Raw genomic sequence first — 16591 nt, 5'->3', positions numbered from 1 at the left:
GCCCGTCAACGGTGACCGCCGCGACCACCTCCATGGTCGGAACCGCGACCGTGTCCACCACCATTCCCCCAATGACCTCCGCCCCAGCCCTGGTTTGGATACGGCCGGTAACCGGCACGCGGCCCGTAGTAACGCGGCGCCGGCTGGTAATAACGCGGGGCCGAGTAGTAGCGCGGTTGTGGCGCGTAGTAGCGCGGCGCGGGGTAGTAATCACGGCGGTACTGATACGCCGTGCCGCCGCCGTAGTAATACACCGGTGCCGGTGAGGTATAGACCTCGGATCGATAGTAGCTCTGGCCTCCATCGTAATAGGGCACGCAAGCGGAAAGGGTTAGACCGAGTAAAGCGCTGAGCAGCAGTCGTCGATACATGGCGGCCTCCTGGACCGCGGAAGAGCGCCTCCAGCGACGCTGGAGGGCGGCACTCAACTTTCATTGAATGACGAAATATCTGACATCAAAAACTGAATCTGGTGCGTTTTCGTAATAGGTTGAAACATCTACGTGCGCTTTATCGATTCAGTAAATTTATCTGGCTCGCAACTTTCTCAATTGCGATGATGTCACTATGACATCGCCAAGGGCCAGGGAGGCTCTAGCGTGCACCCTTCGCTACCCTGCCCGGACCTGACTCATGAAAATCTCAACCAAACTGCTGCTCTCATTCCTACTGTGCGCGCTGGTCACCCTGGGGGTGGGCCTGCTGGGCATCAAAGGCGTGGTTCGCCTCTCGTCAGCGCTGGAGCTGACGTTCTCCAACAACCTGGTCTCGGTCAGCAACACGGCCGCCACCCTCAATGGCATAGTGGCCCATAACCGTGGCTTGTATCGCTTGCTGGATGCCAGCAAGGGCGACGTATCCCCACAGGATCGCGACCGTGTGCGCCAGGATATCGCCCAGGAACTCAAGCGCAGCCAGGCTGCGTACGCCACCTACCGCGCTACGCCGCTGGAAGACGACGAACGGGCAGCGGGAGACAAGCTTGACCTGCTCTGGCCCAGCTACATCAGCAACTCCGAACGCATCATGGCGATGCTCGACGGCGGCCAGGTCGATCAGGCCCGCACCCAACTCAACACCAGCAATAATGAACTCTTCCGCCAGGCACGCGAGCTGATCCGCGTGATGATCGAGTCCAACAACCGCCAGATCAAGGAAGGCGCCATCGCTGCCGAGGAACTGCGCAACAGTGCATTGACCTGGATGATCAGCGGCATTGTGCTGGCCTTCATCATTGCGGTCATCATCGGTGTGTTGATCACCCGCCTGATCACCCGCCCCATCGCTCAAGCCGTGCAGAACGCGCAACGCATTGCCCAGGGCGACCTGACCCAGGCCATCGTCACCGAGCGTACCGACGAAGCCGGGCAACTGCTGATGGCCCTCTCGGATATGCAGGGCGGCCTGAAAAGCACCCTGGTGGAAATCGCCAACGCGTCCGACCAGCTTGCATCGGCGGCTGAAGAACTGAGTGCGGTCACCGATGAAAGCAGCCGTGGCCTGACCCGCCAGAACGATGAGATCCAACAGGCGGCTACCGCCGTCAACCAGATGACCGCCGCCGTGGACGAAGTGGCCAGCAACGCCGTCTCGACCTCTGAAGCCTCGCGCCAGGCCACCACCGAAGCCGAAGAGGGTCGCCAGCAAGTGGAACAGGCGGTGTCCGGCATGAGCTCGATGGTGGTTGAGATCAATGACTCCACGCAGTCGGTGGCAGACCTCGCCGGGCAGGTACGGGAGATCGGCAAGGTGATCGATGTGATCCGTGGCATCGCCGACCAGACCAACCTGCTGGCGCTCAATGCGGCCATTGAAGCGGCCCGTGCGGGTGAGCAAGGTCGCGGTTTTGCCGTGGTCGCCGATGAAGTGCGCGCCCTGGCCCATCGCACCCAGACGTCCACGGTCGATATCGAAAAGATGATTGGTGAAGTGCAGACCGGTGCCGACGCCGCCGTCGCGGCGATGAACAAGAGCCTGACCTGGGCCAACAATACCCAGACCCTGGCGCAGAACGCCGGCGAAGCGCTGCAACGGATCACCACCAGCGTGGCGAAGATCAATGAACGCAACCTGGTGATCGCCTCGGCCTCGGAGGAACAGGCCCAGGTGGCCCGCGAAGTGGACCGCAACCTGCTGAACATCCAGGACCTGTCCACCCAGACGGCGGCCGGCGCCCATCAGACCAACGCCTCCAGCCAGGACCTGTCGCGCCTGGCCACCTCGTTCAACGTGCTGGTCAGCAAGTTCCAGCTCTGAGTGGCCTGGGCGGGGACGGCCCTGTATCGTACAGGGCCTGGCGGAATCATCCGCACCCTTGCCCGAACCAGCCCATGACCACACCCACCCTTTGCCCCGCCTGCGGTGCACGCAACGACTGCAGCCTGGCTGACCCCCGTACGGTCGACCAGGCCTGCTGGTGCTACAGCGTCACCATCGACCCGGCGGTGCTCCAGGCCCTGCCCGATGAACTGCGCAACCAGGCCTGCCTGTGCCCGCGTTGTGCCCAGGTCGATGAGCAACTGCGTAGGGTTGAGCCGACGTAATGCGGGTGGATCGTTTCCTCAGTAACCTGCCGCGCTTCAATCGCAAGCAAGTGCGCCTGCTGTTGGTTGAGCGGCGTGTGGCGGTGGATGGCGTGGCCGTCAGCGACCCCCATCACGAGGTGCGGGAATTCAGCCGAGTGAGCGTTGACGATGAGGTGCTGCAGGCAGGCAAACCGGCGCGTTACTTCATGCTGCACAAGCCCCGGGGGTGCGTGAGCGCCACCTCTGATCCGCAACATCCGACGGTTCTGGATTTACTCGATGAGCCGGACAAAGGCGAATTGCACATTGCCGGCCGTCTGGACTTCAACACCACCGGCCTGATGCTGATCACCAACGACGGCCAATGGTCGCGGCGCCTGACGCAACCGCAGACCAAGTTGCCCAAGGTGTACCTCGTCGAGACCGAACAGGCTATCGGCCCTGAATACGCAACGACATTTGCCGAAGGTATTTACTTCGCCTTCGAAGACTTGACCACCCACCCCGCCGAGTTGGAATTGCTCGGGCCGAGAACCGCACGCTTGAGCATCATCGAAGGGCGTTATCACCAGGTGAAGCGCATGTTCGGGCACTTTGATAACAAGGTCATCGGCCTGCACCGCGAGCGCATGGGGCCCCTGGTGCTGGATGCGCCCCTTGCGCCTGGCCAGTATCGGGCGCTGACTGACGACGAAATCCGACAGGTCTGACGACCGTTCAGCCGCTGATAGCAAAAAACCGCCAGGTCACCTTGCGAGGTACCGACTCGACTGCTTGAATCAGGATCACCAGTTCAAATATGACTGGCGAGTCGCCTATAACCTCCAAGAAACACCTTGCCCCGCCCGCGCTTGATCTACGGGCCTTCCAGGCAAACAGCCCGTCACAACAACACCCGTCGGCCAGCCGTCATCGGATCGACATGGGCCCTCCTTTTCCAGGCGTATGCCTACCTGTCACAAAGCTCGTGCAGAGTGATCTGCGCGCCCTACCCGCTTGCCAGGAGTCTTACGACATGAGGCCAGAAATCGCTGTGTTGGATATACAGGGTCAGTATCGGGTTTACACGGAGTTCTATCGCGCGGACGTTGCTGCAAAGACCATCATCCTGGTCAACGGCTCCATGGCCACCACGGCATCCTTCGCCCAAACCGTGAAAAGCCTGTACCCGCAGTTCAATGTGGTTTTGTACGACCAGCCCTACGCCGGTCGCTCCAAAATCCATAACCGCCATGAGCAGATGCTGACGAAGGAAGTCGAAGGCCAGATCCTGCTGGAGCTCATCGACCACTTCGCCGCTGAACATGTGCTGTCGTTTTCCTGGGGCGGTGCCGCCACCCTGGTCGCCCTCGCCCACCGGCCACGTCGCGTGGAAAAAGCCGTGATCAGCTCGTTCTCCCCAGTGATCAACGCGCCCATGCGCGACTACCTGGAACGCGGCGTCGACTACCTCGGCAACCTCGATCGCGACCGCGTCGGCCACCTGGTCAACAGCACCATCGGCAAACACCTGCCGTCACTGTTCAAGCGCTTCAACTACAAGCACGTGAGCAGCCTGGCCGAGCACGAGTATGGGCAGATGCACTTCCACATCAGCCATGTGCTCAACAGTGACCGCCTGTGCTACCTCAAGGCAGCCAGGCAGATCGACATCCCGGTGTTGTTTTTGAACGGTGAATGGGACGAATACACCAGCGCCCAGGATGCCAAGCTGTTTGGCCAGCATGTGGCAAAAAGCAGCTTCAGCACGATCCAGGCCACGGGGCATTTCCTGGACATGGAGCACAAGGCCGCCTGTCGGGACAGCCGGGATGCGGTGGTGGGCTTCTTGAAACCGGAGCGCCAGGTCAGCCGATTGCGTTATCAGACCGGCCCGGCACAACATGCCTTTGCACTCTGAAACACGCCCCCCTGCAAGAGCGGGCTTGCCCGCGAAGAACGTCAACGATAACGCTCGTCTCCTGAGAGAACGTGGCGCTCTTGAGTCTTTCGCGAGCAAGCTCGCTCCTACAATGGGTTCGCTTGTCGATGTGTGAGACATCTGTAACCCACACATATTTTTGAAGAAAAACTTCAAATCCCGACGAACTTCTGGTACAAAGTCAGCCGCTCTGAGCGGGTATAGTTTAATGGTAGAACAGTAGCTTCCCAAGCTTCCGACGAGGGTTCGATTCCCTCTACCCGCTCCACTCGGATTCTCGTTCCGCGTCAGGTTGTCTCTGACGAGGGATGCAAAAAAACCGGTCCTTTGGTGGCCGGTTTTTTTATGCGTTGAATTTGATGGGAGGGTGGCAACTGCACGCAGGCGAGTGAACCGGGTAGCTTTCGGGATACCGGCACACTTTAGGATGTGTTGCGTGCAGTTGCCATCGAGCATCTAGCGGCTGACAAACCATAAATAGCCTCCCCATGGTATACAACCCAACGCGTTCCGATGAGCGTGTAGGCAACTTCGCAAGATCAGACTTCAGCGGTCAACACATAGATGCACATTGTGTTTTTCGGCTTTCCTCCCCCTTGGCATGGGCGGCCTGGTGTCTGTACAAGGCGTTTGCTCCCGGGGCAACACCTCGCTTTGAAACCGTGTTCAAGGCTCCCTGCTCCTTGGGCATCGACCTTTTCGCTCGAGCTGGACATACCACCAGACACTCAATCGCTTGAGTGAATCCCCCGCTGCACCACCCACGCCAACGGCAACGTCACCCCCAATATCCCGGCCAGCAGCATCACCGCCACCATCACGCCCAGCGCATCCCCCACCCCGCCGAACACCACCGGCGCCAGTGCCCCGCCACCAATCGTGCCGGTGTAGAACACGGCGAACGCCTGTTCGCGTTTCTCTGCTGGTGCCAGATCGGGCACCGCACCGTACAACACCGAAGACGTGCCGTTGAGCACCAGCCCCAGCACCGGCAACATCACCATCAACCCGCTCAACGGCAGGTACACCGCCGCCACGATCAGCAGTGCCGTGCTGCCCTCCGTCAACCACACCGTCTTCATCATGCCGATGCGTGCGCCCAGGTAGCCGCAGAATAATTTGCCGAACGCGCCGCCGATAAACAGCAGGGTCAGGGCCAGGCCAATACCGGCGGTGCCGGCCCCCTTGGCCTGCAGCAGAAACGGCAGGAAGGTGAGAAAGCCCATGCGCACGGCACTGTCGAGGGTGCCGGTGAGGATCAGTGCGCGCAGGCCGGTGACGGAGCCTGTTCCAGTGAAGGGTCTGGCTTTTTTGGTCGAGGACGCTTCGGATGTTTGCGCAGGAATAAGCCACCACAGCAACCCCGCCGCCGCCAGCCCCAGCAACCCCAGCAACGTGGCACTGGCGCGCCAACTGATCAGCGTGAGCAACAGGCCGACCAGACCGGGGATCAGGGTTTTGCCGATGTCGCCGGAGAAGTTGTACTGGGACAACGCCTGCTTGATTCCGCCACCGTCTTCGTAGGCATCGCTGATCATCGAAGACGCCAGCGGGTGTTGGCTACTGGCCCCGAGCCCACCGAGCAGCAGCGCCAGCAATAGCATCACCAGCCCGGTGGCCTGGCCCACCAACAGGTAAGCCGTGCCGGCGAGCGCGGTTCCGCCGACCAGCATCGGCACTCGGCCCCAGCGTTTTGCGGCGCGGCTGGCCATGAGCTGGAACACCGCCATCATCCCGGAATAGGCACCGCGCAACAGCCCGACCTGGGCGTAGGACAAGGCGAACTGTGTTTGCCAGATCGGCAGCAGCACGTAGATGACATCGGTCAGGCCATCATGCACGGCGTGGGCGCTGCAGCCGGCGATCAGCGTGCGACGGCGGGGTGGGATGGCATTCATGGCGTCGGGATCAGTTGAGTTTTGGCGGGCCTCCAGCCGGTCAGGGCGATCAGCAAGGTCAACACCTGGAAGGTGATAATCAGCGCCACACACCCGGCCCAGCCCCAGCGTTCCCAGATCAATGCCGGGACAATGGCGCCGCAACTGCCGCCCAGGTAGTAACACGTCAGGTACACCCCCACAGCGCCTGCTTTATTGTCACGGGCCGTCGCCGTGGTGAACGCGTTGGCCGCCGACTGCGCGAGGAATACGCCGGTAGAACTGAGAGCCAGGCCCACCACGATGCACCACAAGGAAGGCACCAGCGTCAGCGCCGAGCCGCTGATGCCCAGCAGCGCAGCCACACTCAGCAGTTCAGCGTGGGGCCGGGATTTGCTGAGGCGCCCGGCGATGGGGATCACGATCAGCGCCAGCAAAAACACCATATACAGCGTGCCCAATGCCGCAGGCCCCAGGCTGAAGGGCGGTAATCCAAGGTACAAACCTGCGTAGGTAAACGCTGCGACCTGTGAGAACAACACACAAAATCCTACGGCGTAGGCAGCCAGCAAAGGCTTGCTAAAAACCGCCGAGAACGAGGGTTGAACCTTCTCAGAGCGCACACGACTCATCGGCAACAGAAACTGGATAAACCCACCCACCATCAGGCTCAGCACCGCCAGCCATTCAAAGGCTTCGCGCCAGCCGACATATTCAGTCACGACGCCGGTGATGAAACGCCCGGCGAACCCACCCAGCACGGTCCCTGCCACATACAGGCTGGTGACTTCCGTCAGCGTACCGCCACGCCAGCGGTCGCCGATATACGCCACGCTGGTGGCGAATACCACCGGGATCAACATCCCCGCCACACACCGCCACACCAATACTTCGGCAAAGCTGTCGGCCCAGGCGGTCATCAGCGACGGCAGCGCCAACAGCAAAGCCGCTGCGCTGATCACCGTGCGTGGTTCGAAGCGCCCGGTCAGGCGGCTGACAAACGGCGCAGTGATCGCCACCGCCAGCGTCGTCACGGTGATGCTCCACCCCGCCGCCTTGGCGCTGATGTGAAACTGCGTAGCAAATGTCTGGAGAATGCTCTGTGTGGCATACAGGTTGAGGAACGCCGCGCAGCCACACAGGAACAGAGCAAGACGGGCACAATGCAGGCGCGGTTTCATGAAACCTCTCGTTTTATTTTGTGAGGTCTTTATAGAATGGCCGGCAGGTCTTGAACCAATACCGATTTCGGACCGATCGATACCCAAGGACCAGGATGCTCGACCTACGCAAGCTGCGTTACTTTCTGACCGTCGCCGAAGAATTGCACTTCGGCCGCGCAGCTATTCGCCTGCACCTGGCGCAACCGCCGCTGACGCGACAGATCTCGGCGCTGGAAACCGAGCTGGGCTTCAAGCTGTTCGACCGCACCAGCCGCACGGTCACCCTCACCGCGCAAGGCCGCTCATTCCTGCCCTATGCACGCGGCGTACTGGAGCAGGTGGAATTGGCACAGGTAATCGCCGGCAAACTCGCGGCAGGTACGGCCGGGCAACTGGCGTTAGGCTATGTCAGCTCGATCGCACTGTCGGACCTGTTCAGCCAGGCGATCCAGGCGTTTGCCCAACGCTTTCCCGATGTGCAATTGACCCTGGTGGAATGCGCCTCGGGCAGCCTGGGTGCGCAGGTGGCAGATGGGCGGCTGGATATCGGCCTGAGTCGCCTGTTGCCCCAAGGCGAAGCGGTGCAAGCGCTGTCCCTGGGTGAAGAACGCCTGGTGGCCGCTGTGTCCAGCGACAGCCCGCTGGCCAGCCTTTCTAACGTCAGCCTGGCGCAGCTCTGTGCCTACCCGTTGATTCTGTTTCCAGCGGATTATGGCTCGGGGCTCAACCAGTCCATCGAACAGCTTTACCGGCACCACGGCCAGCCGTTACGCCCAGGCCCGACCGGGCGGCAGATCACCTCGATCATTGCGCTGGTGGCCGCCGGACAAGGCGTGGCGTTGGTGCCGGCGTGTACGCAGAGCCTGATGAATAAAGGCGTGACGTACAGGCCGTTGGTGGAAGCGGATGCGTGTGCGCAGCTGTTGGTACTGACCCGAACAGAATCAAAAAGTGTACTGGTAGATGCGTTTCTCGCAGTCATTGCACAGACGCTAAAGGTCCGGTAACGCCGCTGCAAAACCTCGCAATACCTCCTTGCGACGCCATTCCGCCGCGCTCATACACTCTCTTGACCACCTGCCAAAACGCCGGTCATCGACCACTGGTAGGTAGAGTGTTGATAATTTCATTTCAGTGGTTATAGTCACCACCATCACACACCACAAGGAGGTGTTGTGGATAGCCGATATTTGATAGGTCACATCGTTGCGGACGGTTGGTATCTGGTACGCATCAGAGGCAGCCATCACCACTTCAAGCACCCGACAAAACCGGGGCTGGTGACGATTCCCCATCCAAAGAAGGACCTGTTGGACAAGACCGCCAAGAGCATTTTGAAACAGGCTCTGCTGAGTTAACCGTCCGTGGAGGACAACAGACATGCTTTACCCGATTGCAATTTCAACCGGCGACGACGACCACGCCTGGGGCGTGGAAGTCCCGGATATTCCCGGCTGCTACTCCGCCGGCGATGACCTGGACGACGCCATGGCCATGGCCCGCGAAGCCATTGAAGGACACTTCGAGATCCTGGCGGAAGACGGTGCACCGATTCCCAGCGCGCAAAAGGTCACCTTGCACGCCGCCAACCCTCAATATGCAGGTTGCACCTGGGCGGTGGTGGACATTGATGTCACCAAGTACCTGGGCAAGGCGCAGAAGCTGAACATCACGCTGCCTGGTTATCTGCTGAACCGCATCGATGAATATGTGCTGCACCACCCGGAAGAAAAAAGCCGTTCCGGCTTTCTGGCTTCAGCGGCACTTAAAGTGTTACAGCAGGACCACTGAACAAACCGAATTCAATCGCAAGAAACGTAGTTTTCAGTTGGGCGGCGTGGTCTAGATTCAACGCTACCCCGCCTACCAAGGAGCCCGCTCATGTCCTACGAATACAAGCTCATGCCTTCGCCTGTCGGCGTACTCACCCTCGTGGCGCGTGCTGGCAAGCTCAGTGCCATCCTCTGGGCAGAAGAACGCGCCAATCGCGTGCGCCTGGGTGAACTGCACGAGGCCAATGACAGCCCGGTGTTGCTGGAGACCGAACGCCAGTTGCACGAGTACTTTGCCGGCAACCGCAACCAGTTCGAACTTGAGCTGGACTTTACCGGCACCGATTTTCAAAAGCAGGTCTGGCAGGCGCTGCTCACCATTCCTTTTGGCGAAACCCGCAGCTACAGCCAAATTGCCCAGCAGATCGGTAATCCTAAAGCCGTTCGCGCAGTGGGCGCGGCCAATGGACGTAACCCGATTTCGATCATTGCGCCGTGCCATCGGGTCATTGGTGCGTCGGGCGGCTTGACCGGGTTTGCCGGAGGGTTGAAAGCCAAGCAATATTTGCTCGCGCTTGAAGGTACTGGCCAGGTCGAATTGGCGTTTTAAGAAGCGTCGGTCAAATGTAAAAAGAAATTTCAAAGATTCCCTGCGGTCCATAACTTCATCACCCTTCCAAGGAAAACGGTCATGAAATTCTCCGCAGTCTCCCAATCCCTGTCCCGCTGGGCCGGCAGCCCGCGCACGTTCTACGCGGCAGTGGCGCTGATCCTGGCGTGGAGCTTGAGCGGGCCGTATTTCCACTACAACGACACCTGGCAACTGATCATCAATACCTCGACCACCATCATCACCTTCTTGATGGTGTTCCTGATCCAGAACACGCAGAACCGCGATAACGACATCTTGCATATCAAGATCGACGAGCTACTGCGTGTGTCCAAGGATGCACAGAATGCGGTACTTAGCCTGGATGGGCTGGATCGCAAGGAACTGGAAAAACTGCGCCAGGAATATCGCAGCATCGGCAACGCCGGCACGGTAAGCCTGAACAGCAGTTGTGGTCATGCCGCCGACGATGCGGCAGCGACCAAGACCGATTTGAACCAGGCATGAAAAAACGGCGGTTGGAGAAGATCCAGCCGCCGTTTTTTCAGTTCAGGAGACAGGCTCAACCGTCGCCTTGATGACCTTTGCCATAGGTCGACGCCAATTCACGGGCTTTTTGCAGACGCTCTTCCAGCTTGGGCAGCGTCTCATCGACCAGGGCTTTGATTTCCGGCACATCCGACGCCGCACCTTCCTGCTTGAACAGGGCGATGGCGTCTTCGTTTTCCTTCACTTGCTGCGCAGTGTAGGCCGCATCGAAGGAGTCGCCGTCCTTGAGTTCGGGCATCAGGGTTTCGGCTTTATCGACAATCTTTTCGCGCGGTGCCACGGGCAGGTCGAGCTTCTTGGCGATGGCCGCCAGGTGCTGGTTGGCCAGGGTGCGCTCGTTGATCACCTCGATGGTGTAGTCCTTGATTTCCTGGGACGAGGTCTTGGCGTGGGCCATGCGGCTGGTTTCGATATCGGCCATGCCTTTGGCCGAAGCCTGCTCGATGAATTCAGCAGGCGACTGGGCGAAAGCATTGCTGGCGCCGAGGCCCAGCAGCATCGCGAAACTGGCGGTGCGTAACCGGATAGCCATGCGGCTCATGTTGGGTTCCTCCAGGGCAAAAATAGGGGCGGGGAATACACCCCGCCCTCATTTCGAATTTTGAGGGCGGTAAAGGTTTAGAAAAAACTTGTCAGTGCGACGAACGGTCATCACCGAATCAGGCGGGCTTGCCAGCGTTGCAGTGTTCGCCCTCAATGGGCCGATCAGCCTTTATCGAGGGTGCGCAACTTCTGCGGCAGCCCCCACAGCAACAGCGCCGCCGCCAACAGCGCGCACACACCGATCACGTAAAGCGCCGGGGTGGTGCTGCCGGTGAGGTCCTTGATCCGCCCCACCATCACCGGGCTGACAATGCCGCCGAACTGCCCGAGGGTATTGATCACCGCAATGCCTCCCGCCGCGCCTGCACCGGCGCCGGCCAGCAACTTGGGTGGCAGGGTCCAGAAGGTCGGGATCGAGGCGATGATACCCGCGCCCAACATGCCCAAGGCGATGATCAGGAAGGTGGTGTGGTCGGCAAAAATCCCGGCACTGAAAAAGCCTATCGCCCCCAGCACCACCAGGCCGCAGACAAACTTGCGCCGCTCGCCGGTGGCATCCGACAGCCGCCCGATTACCACCATGCTGATGGCGCCGCACACATAAGGAATCGCCGTGAGCAGGCCGATCATCACCGGGCTCTGGGTGCCGGCGCTGCGGATCAATTGCGGCGCCCAGAAGTTGAGGCCGTAGGACGCCACCTGGATCAGGAAGTAGATAAAACCGAGCATCAGGAACCCGGGGATGCGGATCGCCGACAGCAGCGAACCGCCGTGCTGGTTCGGCTCATGCTTGGCAATGCGGCTCGACAGCAGGGTCTTCTCCGCCGCCGTCAGCCAGTGGGCGTCTTCGATGCGATCCTTGAGCAAGGTCAGCACCAGCAAACCCAGGCCAATGCAAGGCAAGCCGCCGAGCAGGAACAGCCAGTGCCAGCCGCGCATTTGCAACACGCCGTCGAGGTGTTCCAGCACCAGGCCGGAGAACGGTGCGCCCACCAGGCCCGCAAACGCCGAGGCCAGGAACAACATCGAGGTGATGCGCCCACGGAAATGCTGCGGGAACCATAAGGTCAGGTAATACAGCACGCCTGGCGCAAAACCCGCCTCCATCGCGCCGATGATGAAGCGCAGGCCGTAGAACTGCCACTCGGCCGTGACAAACACCATGGCCGCCGTCGCCAGCCCCCACGACATCATGATCCGCGCAATCCAGCGCCGGGCGCCGACCTTGTACAGCATCATGTTGCTCGGCACCTCGAAGATCACATACCCCACCACGAACAACCCGGCGCCCAGGCCATAGGCGGTGTCGCTCAGGCTCAGGTCAGCCTGCAACTGGAACTTGGCGAAGCTGATGTTGATCCGGTCAAAAAACGCGAACAGGTAGCACACCATGATCAGCGGCATCAGGCGCCAGGCGACCTTGCTGACCAGGGCTTTTTCTGCATCGATTTCAGCGGCCGGGCGCGCGCCGGCCTCCAACGTATTAGTGCTCATGGTTTCTCTCCAGCGGGCTGCTCACAGGCGCCCGATTGTTTTTGTTGTCTGGTGCGGCGTTACAGCGTTGCGATATACGCCGGGGGGAGATGCAGGTCGCAATTGCGTCCGGCCTTGGCTACCTGGCCGGGCAACTCGTGTCCAAGCAAAGCGGGAAGACGGCGGGACATATTCAGCAGATGCGGCAGGTCGATGCCGGTGTGAATCCCGACTTCATCACACAGGTTGACCAAATCTTCAGTGCAGATATTGCCCGACGCCCCCGGTGCAAACGGGCAGCCCCCCAAGCCACCCAGCGCCGCGTCAAAACGACGGGCGCCAGCCTCATAGGCGGCCAGCACGTTGCACAAGCCCAGGCCGCGCGTGTTGTGGAAATGCAGGGTCAGATTGCTGGCGGACACACGCTCCAGCACGCGTTTGACCAGGCGCGTCACTTGACGCGGATTGGCCATGCCGGTGGTGTCCGCCAAGCTGATGCCCTGGATGCCCAGTGCCTGATAAGCCTCGACAATCTGCAGAACACGGTCTTCATCGATCTTGCCCTCGAACGGGCAACCGAAGGTGGTGGCAATGCTGCCGTTAAGCCTCACCGGGTAGTCGCGGGCAAAACTGACGATGTCATCAAACGCCGCCAACGACGCCTCGCAGCGCATGCGCATATTGGCCAGGTTGTGGGTCTGGCTGGCGGACATCACCAGGTTCAGTTCATCGGCACGGGACTCGATGGCGCGCTGAGCGCCCTTGAGGTTGGGGATCAGCGCCACGTAGATCACACCCGGCTTACGGTCGATGCCCTGGAACACCTGTTCGCCATCACGCAACGCCGGGATGGCCTTGGGCGACACGAATGAACCGGCTTCGATCCGTGAGAAACCGGCGAGGGAAAGCTGATCGATCAAGGCGATCTTGTCCGCTGTTTCGACCCAGGTCGGCTCGATTTGCAGGCCATCGCGCGGGGAGACTTCCTGCACGATCAGCGGGTCGCAATAGTCTGAAATCATTGCACCACTCCCGAGGTTTTCAGGCGTTGGATATCGGCACCGGCCAGGCCCAGGCTGCCAAGAATTTCGTCGGTGTGCTGGCCCAGGGTCGGGCCTTGCCAGTTCACGCCGCCGGGGGTTTCCGACAGTTTGGGTACGATGCCCGGCATCTTCACCGATACACCGCCGGGCAGCTCGGCATTGAGCAACATCTCACGCGCCTGGTAATGCGGGTCGCTGACGATATCCGCCACGGAGTAGATGCGTCCGGCCGGCACTTCGGCGGCTTCCAGGGCGCTGAGCACCTGCTCGATGGGCAGGCTGCTGGTCCAGTGGGTAATCGCGGCGTCGAGCAAACCGCTCTTGGCGGCGCGGCCATCGTTGTGGGCGAACGCGGGCGCTTCGGCCAGGTCGGCGCGGCCAATAGTGTGCATCAGGCGCTTGTAGATCGGGTCGCTGTTGCCGGCGATCACCACGTAGGCCCCGTCGGCGGTCAGGTAGGTGTTGGACGGCGCAATGCCCGGCAAGGCGCCGCCGCTGCGTTCACGCACATGGCCGAGCATGTCGTATTCCGGCACCAGGCTTTCCATCAGGTTGAACACGCTTTCGGCCAGAGACACATCGACAATCTGCCCATCGCCCTGGCCGGTCTTGACCCGCAGCAGCGACATCAGTGCGCCGATCATGCCGTGCAGTGAAGCCAACGAATCCCCCAGGCTCACGCCGACCCGCGCCGGTGGCGAGTCCGGGTTGCCGGTGGTGTAGCGGATGCCGCCCATGGCTTCGCCGATGGCGCCGAAACCCGGACGGTCGCGATACGGGCCGGTCTGGCCATAGCCGGAGATACGCACCAGGGTCAGCTTCGGGTTGAGAGCGTGCAGCACGTCCCAGCCGAGGCCGAGCTTTTCCAGGCCGCCGGGGCGCAAGTTTTCGATGAGCACGTCGGCGTCGCCAAGCAATTGCTTGATCAGGTCCAGGCCTTCCGGCGACTTGAGGTCCAGCGCCAGGGACTTCTTGTTGCGCGATTGCAGGTACCACCACAGCGACGTGCCTTCGTGCAGCTTTCGCCATTTGCGAAGTGGGTCGCCCTGGCCCATGGCTTCGATCTTGATCACCTCGGCGCCAAACTCGGCCATCAGCCGGGCGGCGAACGGCGCGGCAATCAGGGTGCCGATCTCGATCACCTTGATACCGCTCAGGGGAGCCGTCATGGGGTGTACCTCTTATTCTTGGAATGTGCGGCCAAGACTAGAGGGCCGATGCAGGAGAAATCCAACCGTCAGTTGGCAAACAGCGTTCGCTAAACGCGAACGCTCAAATAATCGAACAACAATCGACTGACCGGTGACAGCTGGGTTTCATCGCGCACCACCAGGATCAGGCTGCGATCCGACCAATCGTCCGTCAGCGGTACGGCATGCAAACCCAGTGCGCGACCAAATAATTCATAGGCTTTCTGCGGCAGGATGCCGATGCCCATATTGGCCTGCACCATCCGGCACATCGCATCAAACCCCGGCACGTGAATGCGCAGGCGCAGCAGCTTGCCCGCCTCGCGTGCAGCCGCGTGGGTGCGCATATTGATGGAGCTGGCGGCATGCAGGCCGACATAGTCGCTGTCGAGGGTTTCGGCGAAGGCCAGGCTTTCGCGGCTCGCCAGTGGATGATCCTTCGGCATCAGCACCACCAGTTTGTCGTGGCGATAGGTCACGCTGGGCAGGCCTTTGGTGTCGGTGTCACTGGAGCAGATCCCCAGGTCCGCGACGCCATCCAGTACGCCCTGCACCACGCCTTTGCTGGGGCGTTCTTCCAGATCGGTTTTGACTTCGGGGTGCAGTTTGGAAAAGTCCCGCAGGTCTTCCGGCAGGAACTCAATGATCGCCGACAGATTGGCCAGCATCCGCACATAGCCGCGCACGCCATGACTGTGTTCGCCCAGTTCCAGGCCCATCTTCTCGACGTTGAACAGCATCTGCCGCGCATGGTGCAGCAGGGTCTCACCGGCGGCCGTCAGGTCCATGCCCTTGGCCCGCCGCACGAACAGGCTCACGCCCAGCACCTGCTCCAGTTCCATCAAGCGCTTGCTGGCGGCGGACACGGCGATGGCTTCGCGGTTGGCAGCACGGGTCAGCGTGCCTTCCTCGAACACCGCGACGAACAACTGCAGCGTGATCAGGTCCAGCCGACGCACCAGACTCTTGTGCAGCATCAGCGACGCTCGCTGGCCAGCCGGTTGATCCCGGCCTGTTCCACCACCGGCTGCGGCGCGCCGTGGCTGGCCGCCTGCAACATGGCCCGGCCCACCGTCTCGGTACTCACCACCCAACCCGGTTTCAGCCGCCGTACAAACGACAGCAACGGCCCAAGCACGGAATAAAACCACTGATACAACGGCGTCTTCGAGCGCACGCCATGCAGCGGCTGGATCACCCCCGGCCGAAACACATACACCGCCTTGAACGGCAGGCGCAGCAAGGCGTTCTCGGTCTTGCCCTTGACCCGTGCCCACATCGACTTGCCCGCCTCGGAACTGTCGGTACCGGCGCCGGACACATAGATAAAGGTCATCTGCGGGTTGAGCCGCGCCAGGGTGCTGGCGGCGACCAGGGTGAGGTCGTAGGTGAGGTGGGTGTACCTGGCTTCATTCATGCCCGCCGATGAAACGCCGAGGCAGAAGAAACACGCATCAAAGCCTTGCAGCAGGTTTTCCAGGGGTTGGAAATCCAGCATGTCGCTGTGCAACACCTGGTGCAGCTTGCCGTGTTCCTGGGTCAGGGGCGTGCGACCGACGGCGACCACTTCCTGCACGTCGGCGGCCAGCAGGCACTCCCGCAGCACGCCCTGGCCGACCATGCCGGTGGCACCGAATAACAGAACTCTCATCCACTACTCCCTTCATCCCGCTGGTTTTGACTACCTGAGAGACAGGTCTTCAGAGGCTATCGTCACATTAGGCCCTTGCACTACCACCTTACTCAATATGGTGACAGGTGACTTCATCAAATCGTACGACGCCTCTGGGTATAGCTCGAAACACCACGATAAAAAACGCCTTGATCTCGTTACCCATTCAGTGCAGATGAATACACGCCATTGAAAATGGTAGGAAGTTACACACATCAAAATATCCGCCGACTGTCACCTCAAAAAGAAAGTC

At 60.7% G+C, this 16591-nt stretch carries 18 protein-coding genes, 1 tRNA gene and 1 pseudogene; 11 read left to right on the top strand and 9 right to left on the bottom strand.

The window, feature by feature from the left end; genetic code table 11:
* Positions 1-5: 5 nt before the first annotated feature.
* Complete coding sequence (locus LUU92_RS07410; RefSeq protein WP_083351549.1) at positions 6-371, bottom strand: hypothetical protein; 366 nt, start codon at positions 369-371, stop codon at positions 6-8.
* A gap of 262 nt (positions 372-633) precedes the next feature.
* Here LUU92_RS07410 and LUU92_RS07405 point away from each other — a divergent pair, with 262 nt between their 5' ends.
* The 6 genes and pseudogenes from LUU92_RS07405 to LUU92_RS07380 form a co-directional block, all read left to right on the top strand.
* Positions 634-2256 carry a methyl-accepting chemotaxis protein gene (locus LUU92_RS07405; RefSeq protein ID WP_257103364.1) on the top strand — a complete coding sequence of 541 codons (1623 nt, stop codon included), beginning with the start codon at positions 634-636 and terminating at the stop codon, positions 2254-2256.
* 74 nt (positions 2257-2330) lie between these two features.
* Positions 2331-2543, top strand: a complete 213-nt coding sequence (locus LUU92_RS07400) for a cysteine-rich CWC family protein (RefSeq protein ID WP_071488921.1) — start codon at positions 2331-2333, stop codon at positions 2541-2543.
* Entirely contained in the window at positions 2543-3235 is a 693-nt protein-coding gene (locus LUU92_RS07395; protein WP_257103363.1) for a pseudouridine synthase, read from the top strand. Before LUU92_RS07400 ends, LUU92_RS07395 begins: the two co-directional genes overlap by 1 nt.
* A gap of 305 nt (positions 3236-3540) precedes the next feature.
* On the top strand, positions 3541-4425 hold the full coding sequence (locus tag LUU92_RS07390) for an alpha/beta fold hydrolase (RefSeq protein ID WP_071488919.1): 885 nt from the start codon (positions 3541-3543) through the stop codon (positions 4423-4425).
* 215 nt (positions 4426-4640) lie between these two features.
* Positions 4641-4714 (top strand) — tRNA-Gly (locus LUU92_RS07385).
* 349 nt (positions 4715-5063) lie between these two features.
* A pseudogene (locus tag LUU92_RS07380) lies at positions 5064-5186 on the top strand (addiction module antidote protein); the annotation flags it as partial.
* Here LUU92_RS07380 and LUU92_RS07375 read toward each other — a convergent pair.
* Entirely contained in the window at positions 5175-6344 is a 1170-nt protein-coding gene (locus LUU92_RS07375) for an MFS transporter (protein WP_257103362.1), read from the bottom strand. The pseudogene LUU92_RS07380 and the gene LUU92_RS07375 sit on opposite strands and share 12 nt — an antisense overlap.
* Entirely contained in the window at positions 6341-7504 is a 1164-nt protein-coding gene (locus LUU92_RS07370) for an MFS transporter (RefSeq protein ID WP_257103361.1), read from the bottom strand. The genes LUU92_RS07375 and LUU92_RS07370 overlap by 4 nt, the downstream gene beginning before the upstream one ends.
* 95 nt (positions 7505-7599) lie before the next feature.
* Between LUU92_RS07370 and LUU92_RS07365 the strand changes: the two genes are divergently transcribed.
* From LUU92_RS07365 to LUU92_RS07345, 5 genes are all read left to right on the top strand, one after another.
* On the top strand, positions 7600-8493 hold the full coding sequence (locus tag LUU92_RS07365) for a LysR family transcriptional regulator (RefSeq protein ID WP_093119191.1): 894 nt from the start codon (positions 7600-7602) through the stop codon (positions 8491-8493).
* 168 nt (positions 8494-8661) lie between these two features.
* A complete protein-coding gene (locus tag LUU92_RS07360) occupies positions 8662-8844 on the top strand; it encodes a type II toxin-antitoxin system HicA family toxin (RefSeq protein WP_003189411.1) in 183 nt (60 codons plus the stop codon).
* Positions 8845-8866: 22 nt separating this feature from the next.
* Positions 8867-9277, top strand: a complete 411-nt coding sequence (locus tag LUU92_RS07355) for a type II toxin-antitoxin system HicB family antitoxin (protein ID WP_071488915.1) — start codon at positions 8867-8869, stop codon at positions 9275-9277.
* A gap of 90 nt (positions 9278-9367) precedes the next feature.
* On the top strand, positions 9368-9868 hold the full coding sequence (locus tag LUU92_RS07350) for a methylated-DNA--[protein]-cysteine S-methyltransferase (RefSeq protein ID WP_092241352.1): 501 nt from the start codon (positions 9368-9370) through the stop codon (positions 9866-9868).
* Positions 9869-9949: 81 nt separating this feature from the next.
* Positions 9950-10375, top strand: a complete 426-nt coding sequence (locus LUU92_RS07345) for a low affinity iron permease family protein (protein ID WP_092241350.1) — start codon at positions 9950-9952, stop codon at positions 10373-10375.
* 55 nt (positions 10376-10430) lie between these two features.
* Here the strand turns inward: LUU92_RS07345 and LUU92_RS07340 are convergent, their stop codons facing one another.
* The 6 genes from LUU92_RS07340 to LUU92_RS07315 all read right to left on the bottom strand — a co-directional run bounded on the left by LUU92_RS07340 (position 10431) and on the right by LUU92_RS07315 (position 16317).
* Positions 10431-10958 (bottom strand): DUF4142 domain-containing protein, encoded by a 528-nt coding sequence (locus tag LUU92_RS07340; protein ID WP_071488912.1) that lies wholly within the window; start codon positions 10956-10958, stop codon positions 10431-10433.
* A gap of 164 nt (positions 10959-11122) precedes the next feature.
* Positions 11123-12454 carry an MFS transporter gene (locus LUU92_RS07335; RefSeq protein ID WP_257103360.1) on the bottom strand — a complete coding sequence of 444 codons (1332 nt, stop codon included), beginning with the start codon at positions 12452-12454 and terminating at the stop codon, positions 11123-11125.
* 59 nt (positions 12455-12513) lie between these two features.
* On the bottom strand, positions 12514-13455 hold the full coding sequence (locus LUU92_RS07330; protein ID WP_071488910.1) for a hydroxymethylglutaryl-CoA lyase: 942 nt from the start codon (positions 13453-13455) through the stop codon (positions 12514-12516).
* Positions 13452-14645, bottom strand: a complete 1194-nt coding sequence (locus LUU92_RS07325; protein ID WP_257103359.1) for a CaiB/BaiF CoA transferase family protein — start codon at positions 14643-14645, stop codon at positions 13452-13454. The genes LUU92_RS07330 and LUU92_RS07325 overlap by 4 nt, the downstream gene beginning before the upstream one ends.
* 89 nt (positions 14646-14734) lie before the next feature.
* A complete protein-coding gene (locus tag LUU92_RS07320) occupies positions 14735-15643 on the bottom strand; it encodes a LysR family transcriptional regulator (RefSeq protein ID WP_257103358.1) in 909 nt (302 codons plus the stop codon).
* Entirely contained in the window at positions 15643-16317 is a 675-nt protein-coding gene (locus LUU92_RS07315; protein WP_093512101.1) for an NAD(P)H-binding protein, read from the bottom strand. The genes LUU92_RS07320 and LUU92_RS07315 overlap by 1 nt, the downstream gene beginning before the upstream one ends.
* Positions 16318-16591 lie beyond the last annotated feature (274 nt).

It is taken from the genome of Pseudomonas extremorientalis, from assembly GCF_024584605.1.
GTDB lineage: Bacteria > Pseudomonadota > Gammaproteobacteria > Pseudomonadales > Pseudomonadaceae > Aquipseudomonas > Aquipseudomonas extremorientalis.
This window is presented reverse-complemented; position numbering and strand designations above follow the sequence as displayed.

Coding starts and splice junctions, on each gene's coding strand:
- LUU92_RS07315 (WP_093512101.1), bottom strand. CDS start 16,317: ATGAGAGTTCTGTTATTCGGTGCCACCGGCATGGTCGGCCAGGGCGTG.
- LUU92_RS07365 (WP_093119191.1), top strand. CDS start 7,600: ATGCTCGACCTACGCAAGCTGCGTTACTTTCTGACCGTCGCCGAAGAA.
- LUU92_RS07370 (WP_257103361.1), bottom strand. CDS start 7,504: ATGAAACCGCGCCTGCATTGTGCCCGTCTTGCTCTGTTCCTGTGTGGC.
- LUU92_RS07345 (WP_092241350.1), top strand. CDS start 9,950: ATGAAATTCTCCGCAGTCTCCCAATCCCTGTCCCGCTGGGCCGGCAGC.
- LUU92_RS07390 (WP_071488919.1), top strand. CDS start 3,541: ATGAGGCCAGAAATCGCTGTGTTGGATATACAGGGTCAGTATCGGGTT.
- LUU92_RS07410 (WP_083351549.1), bottom strand. CDS start 371: ATGTATCGACGACTGCTGCTCAGCGCTTTACTCGGTCTAACCCTTTCC.
- LUU92_RS07340 (WP_071488912.1), bottom strand. CDS start 10,958: ATGAGCCGCATGGCTATCCGGTTACGCACCGCCAGTTTCGCGATGCTG.
- LUU92_RS07405 (WP_257103364.1), top strand. CDS start 634: ATGAAAATCTCAACCAAACTGCTGCTCTCATTCCTACTGTGCGCGCTG.
- LUU92_RS07350 (WP_092241352.1), top strand. CDS start 9,368: ATGTCCTACGAATACAAGCTCATGCCTTCGCCTGTCGGCGTACTCACC.
- LUU92_RS07335 (WP_257103360.1), bottom strand. CDS start 12,454: ATGAGCACTAATACGTTGGAGGCCGGCGCGCGCCCGGCCGCTGAAATC.
- LUU92_RS07400 (WP_071488921.1), top strand. CDS start 2,331: ATGACCACACCCACCCTTTGCCCCGCCTGCGGTGCACGCAACGACTGC.
- LUU92_RS07395 (WP_257103363.1), top strand. CDS start 2,543: ATGCGGGTGGATCGTTTCCTCAGTAACCTGCCGCGCTTCAATCGCAAG.
- LUU92_RS07320 (WP_257103358.1), bottom strand. CDS start 15,643: ATGCTGCACAAGAGTCTGGTGCGTCGGCTGGACCTGATCACGCTGCAG.
- LUU92_RS07375 (WP_257103362.1), bottom strand. CDS start 6,344: ATGAATGCCATCCCACCCCGCCGTCGCACGCTGATCGCCGGCTGCAGC.
- LUU92_RS07330 (WP_071488910.1), bottom strand. CDS start 13,455: ATGATTTCAGACTATTGCGACCCGCTGATCGTGCAGGAAGTCTCCCCG.
- LUU92_RS07355 (WP_071488915.1), top strand. CDS start 8,867: ATGCTTTACCCGATTGCAATTTCAACCGGCGACGACGACCACGCCTGG.
- LUU92_RS07325 (WP_257103359.1), bottom strand. CDS start 14,645: ATGACGGCTCCCCTGAGCGGTATCAAGGTGATCGAGATCGGCACCCTG.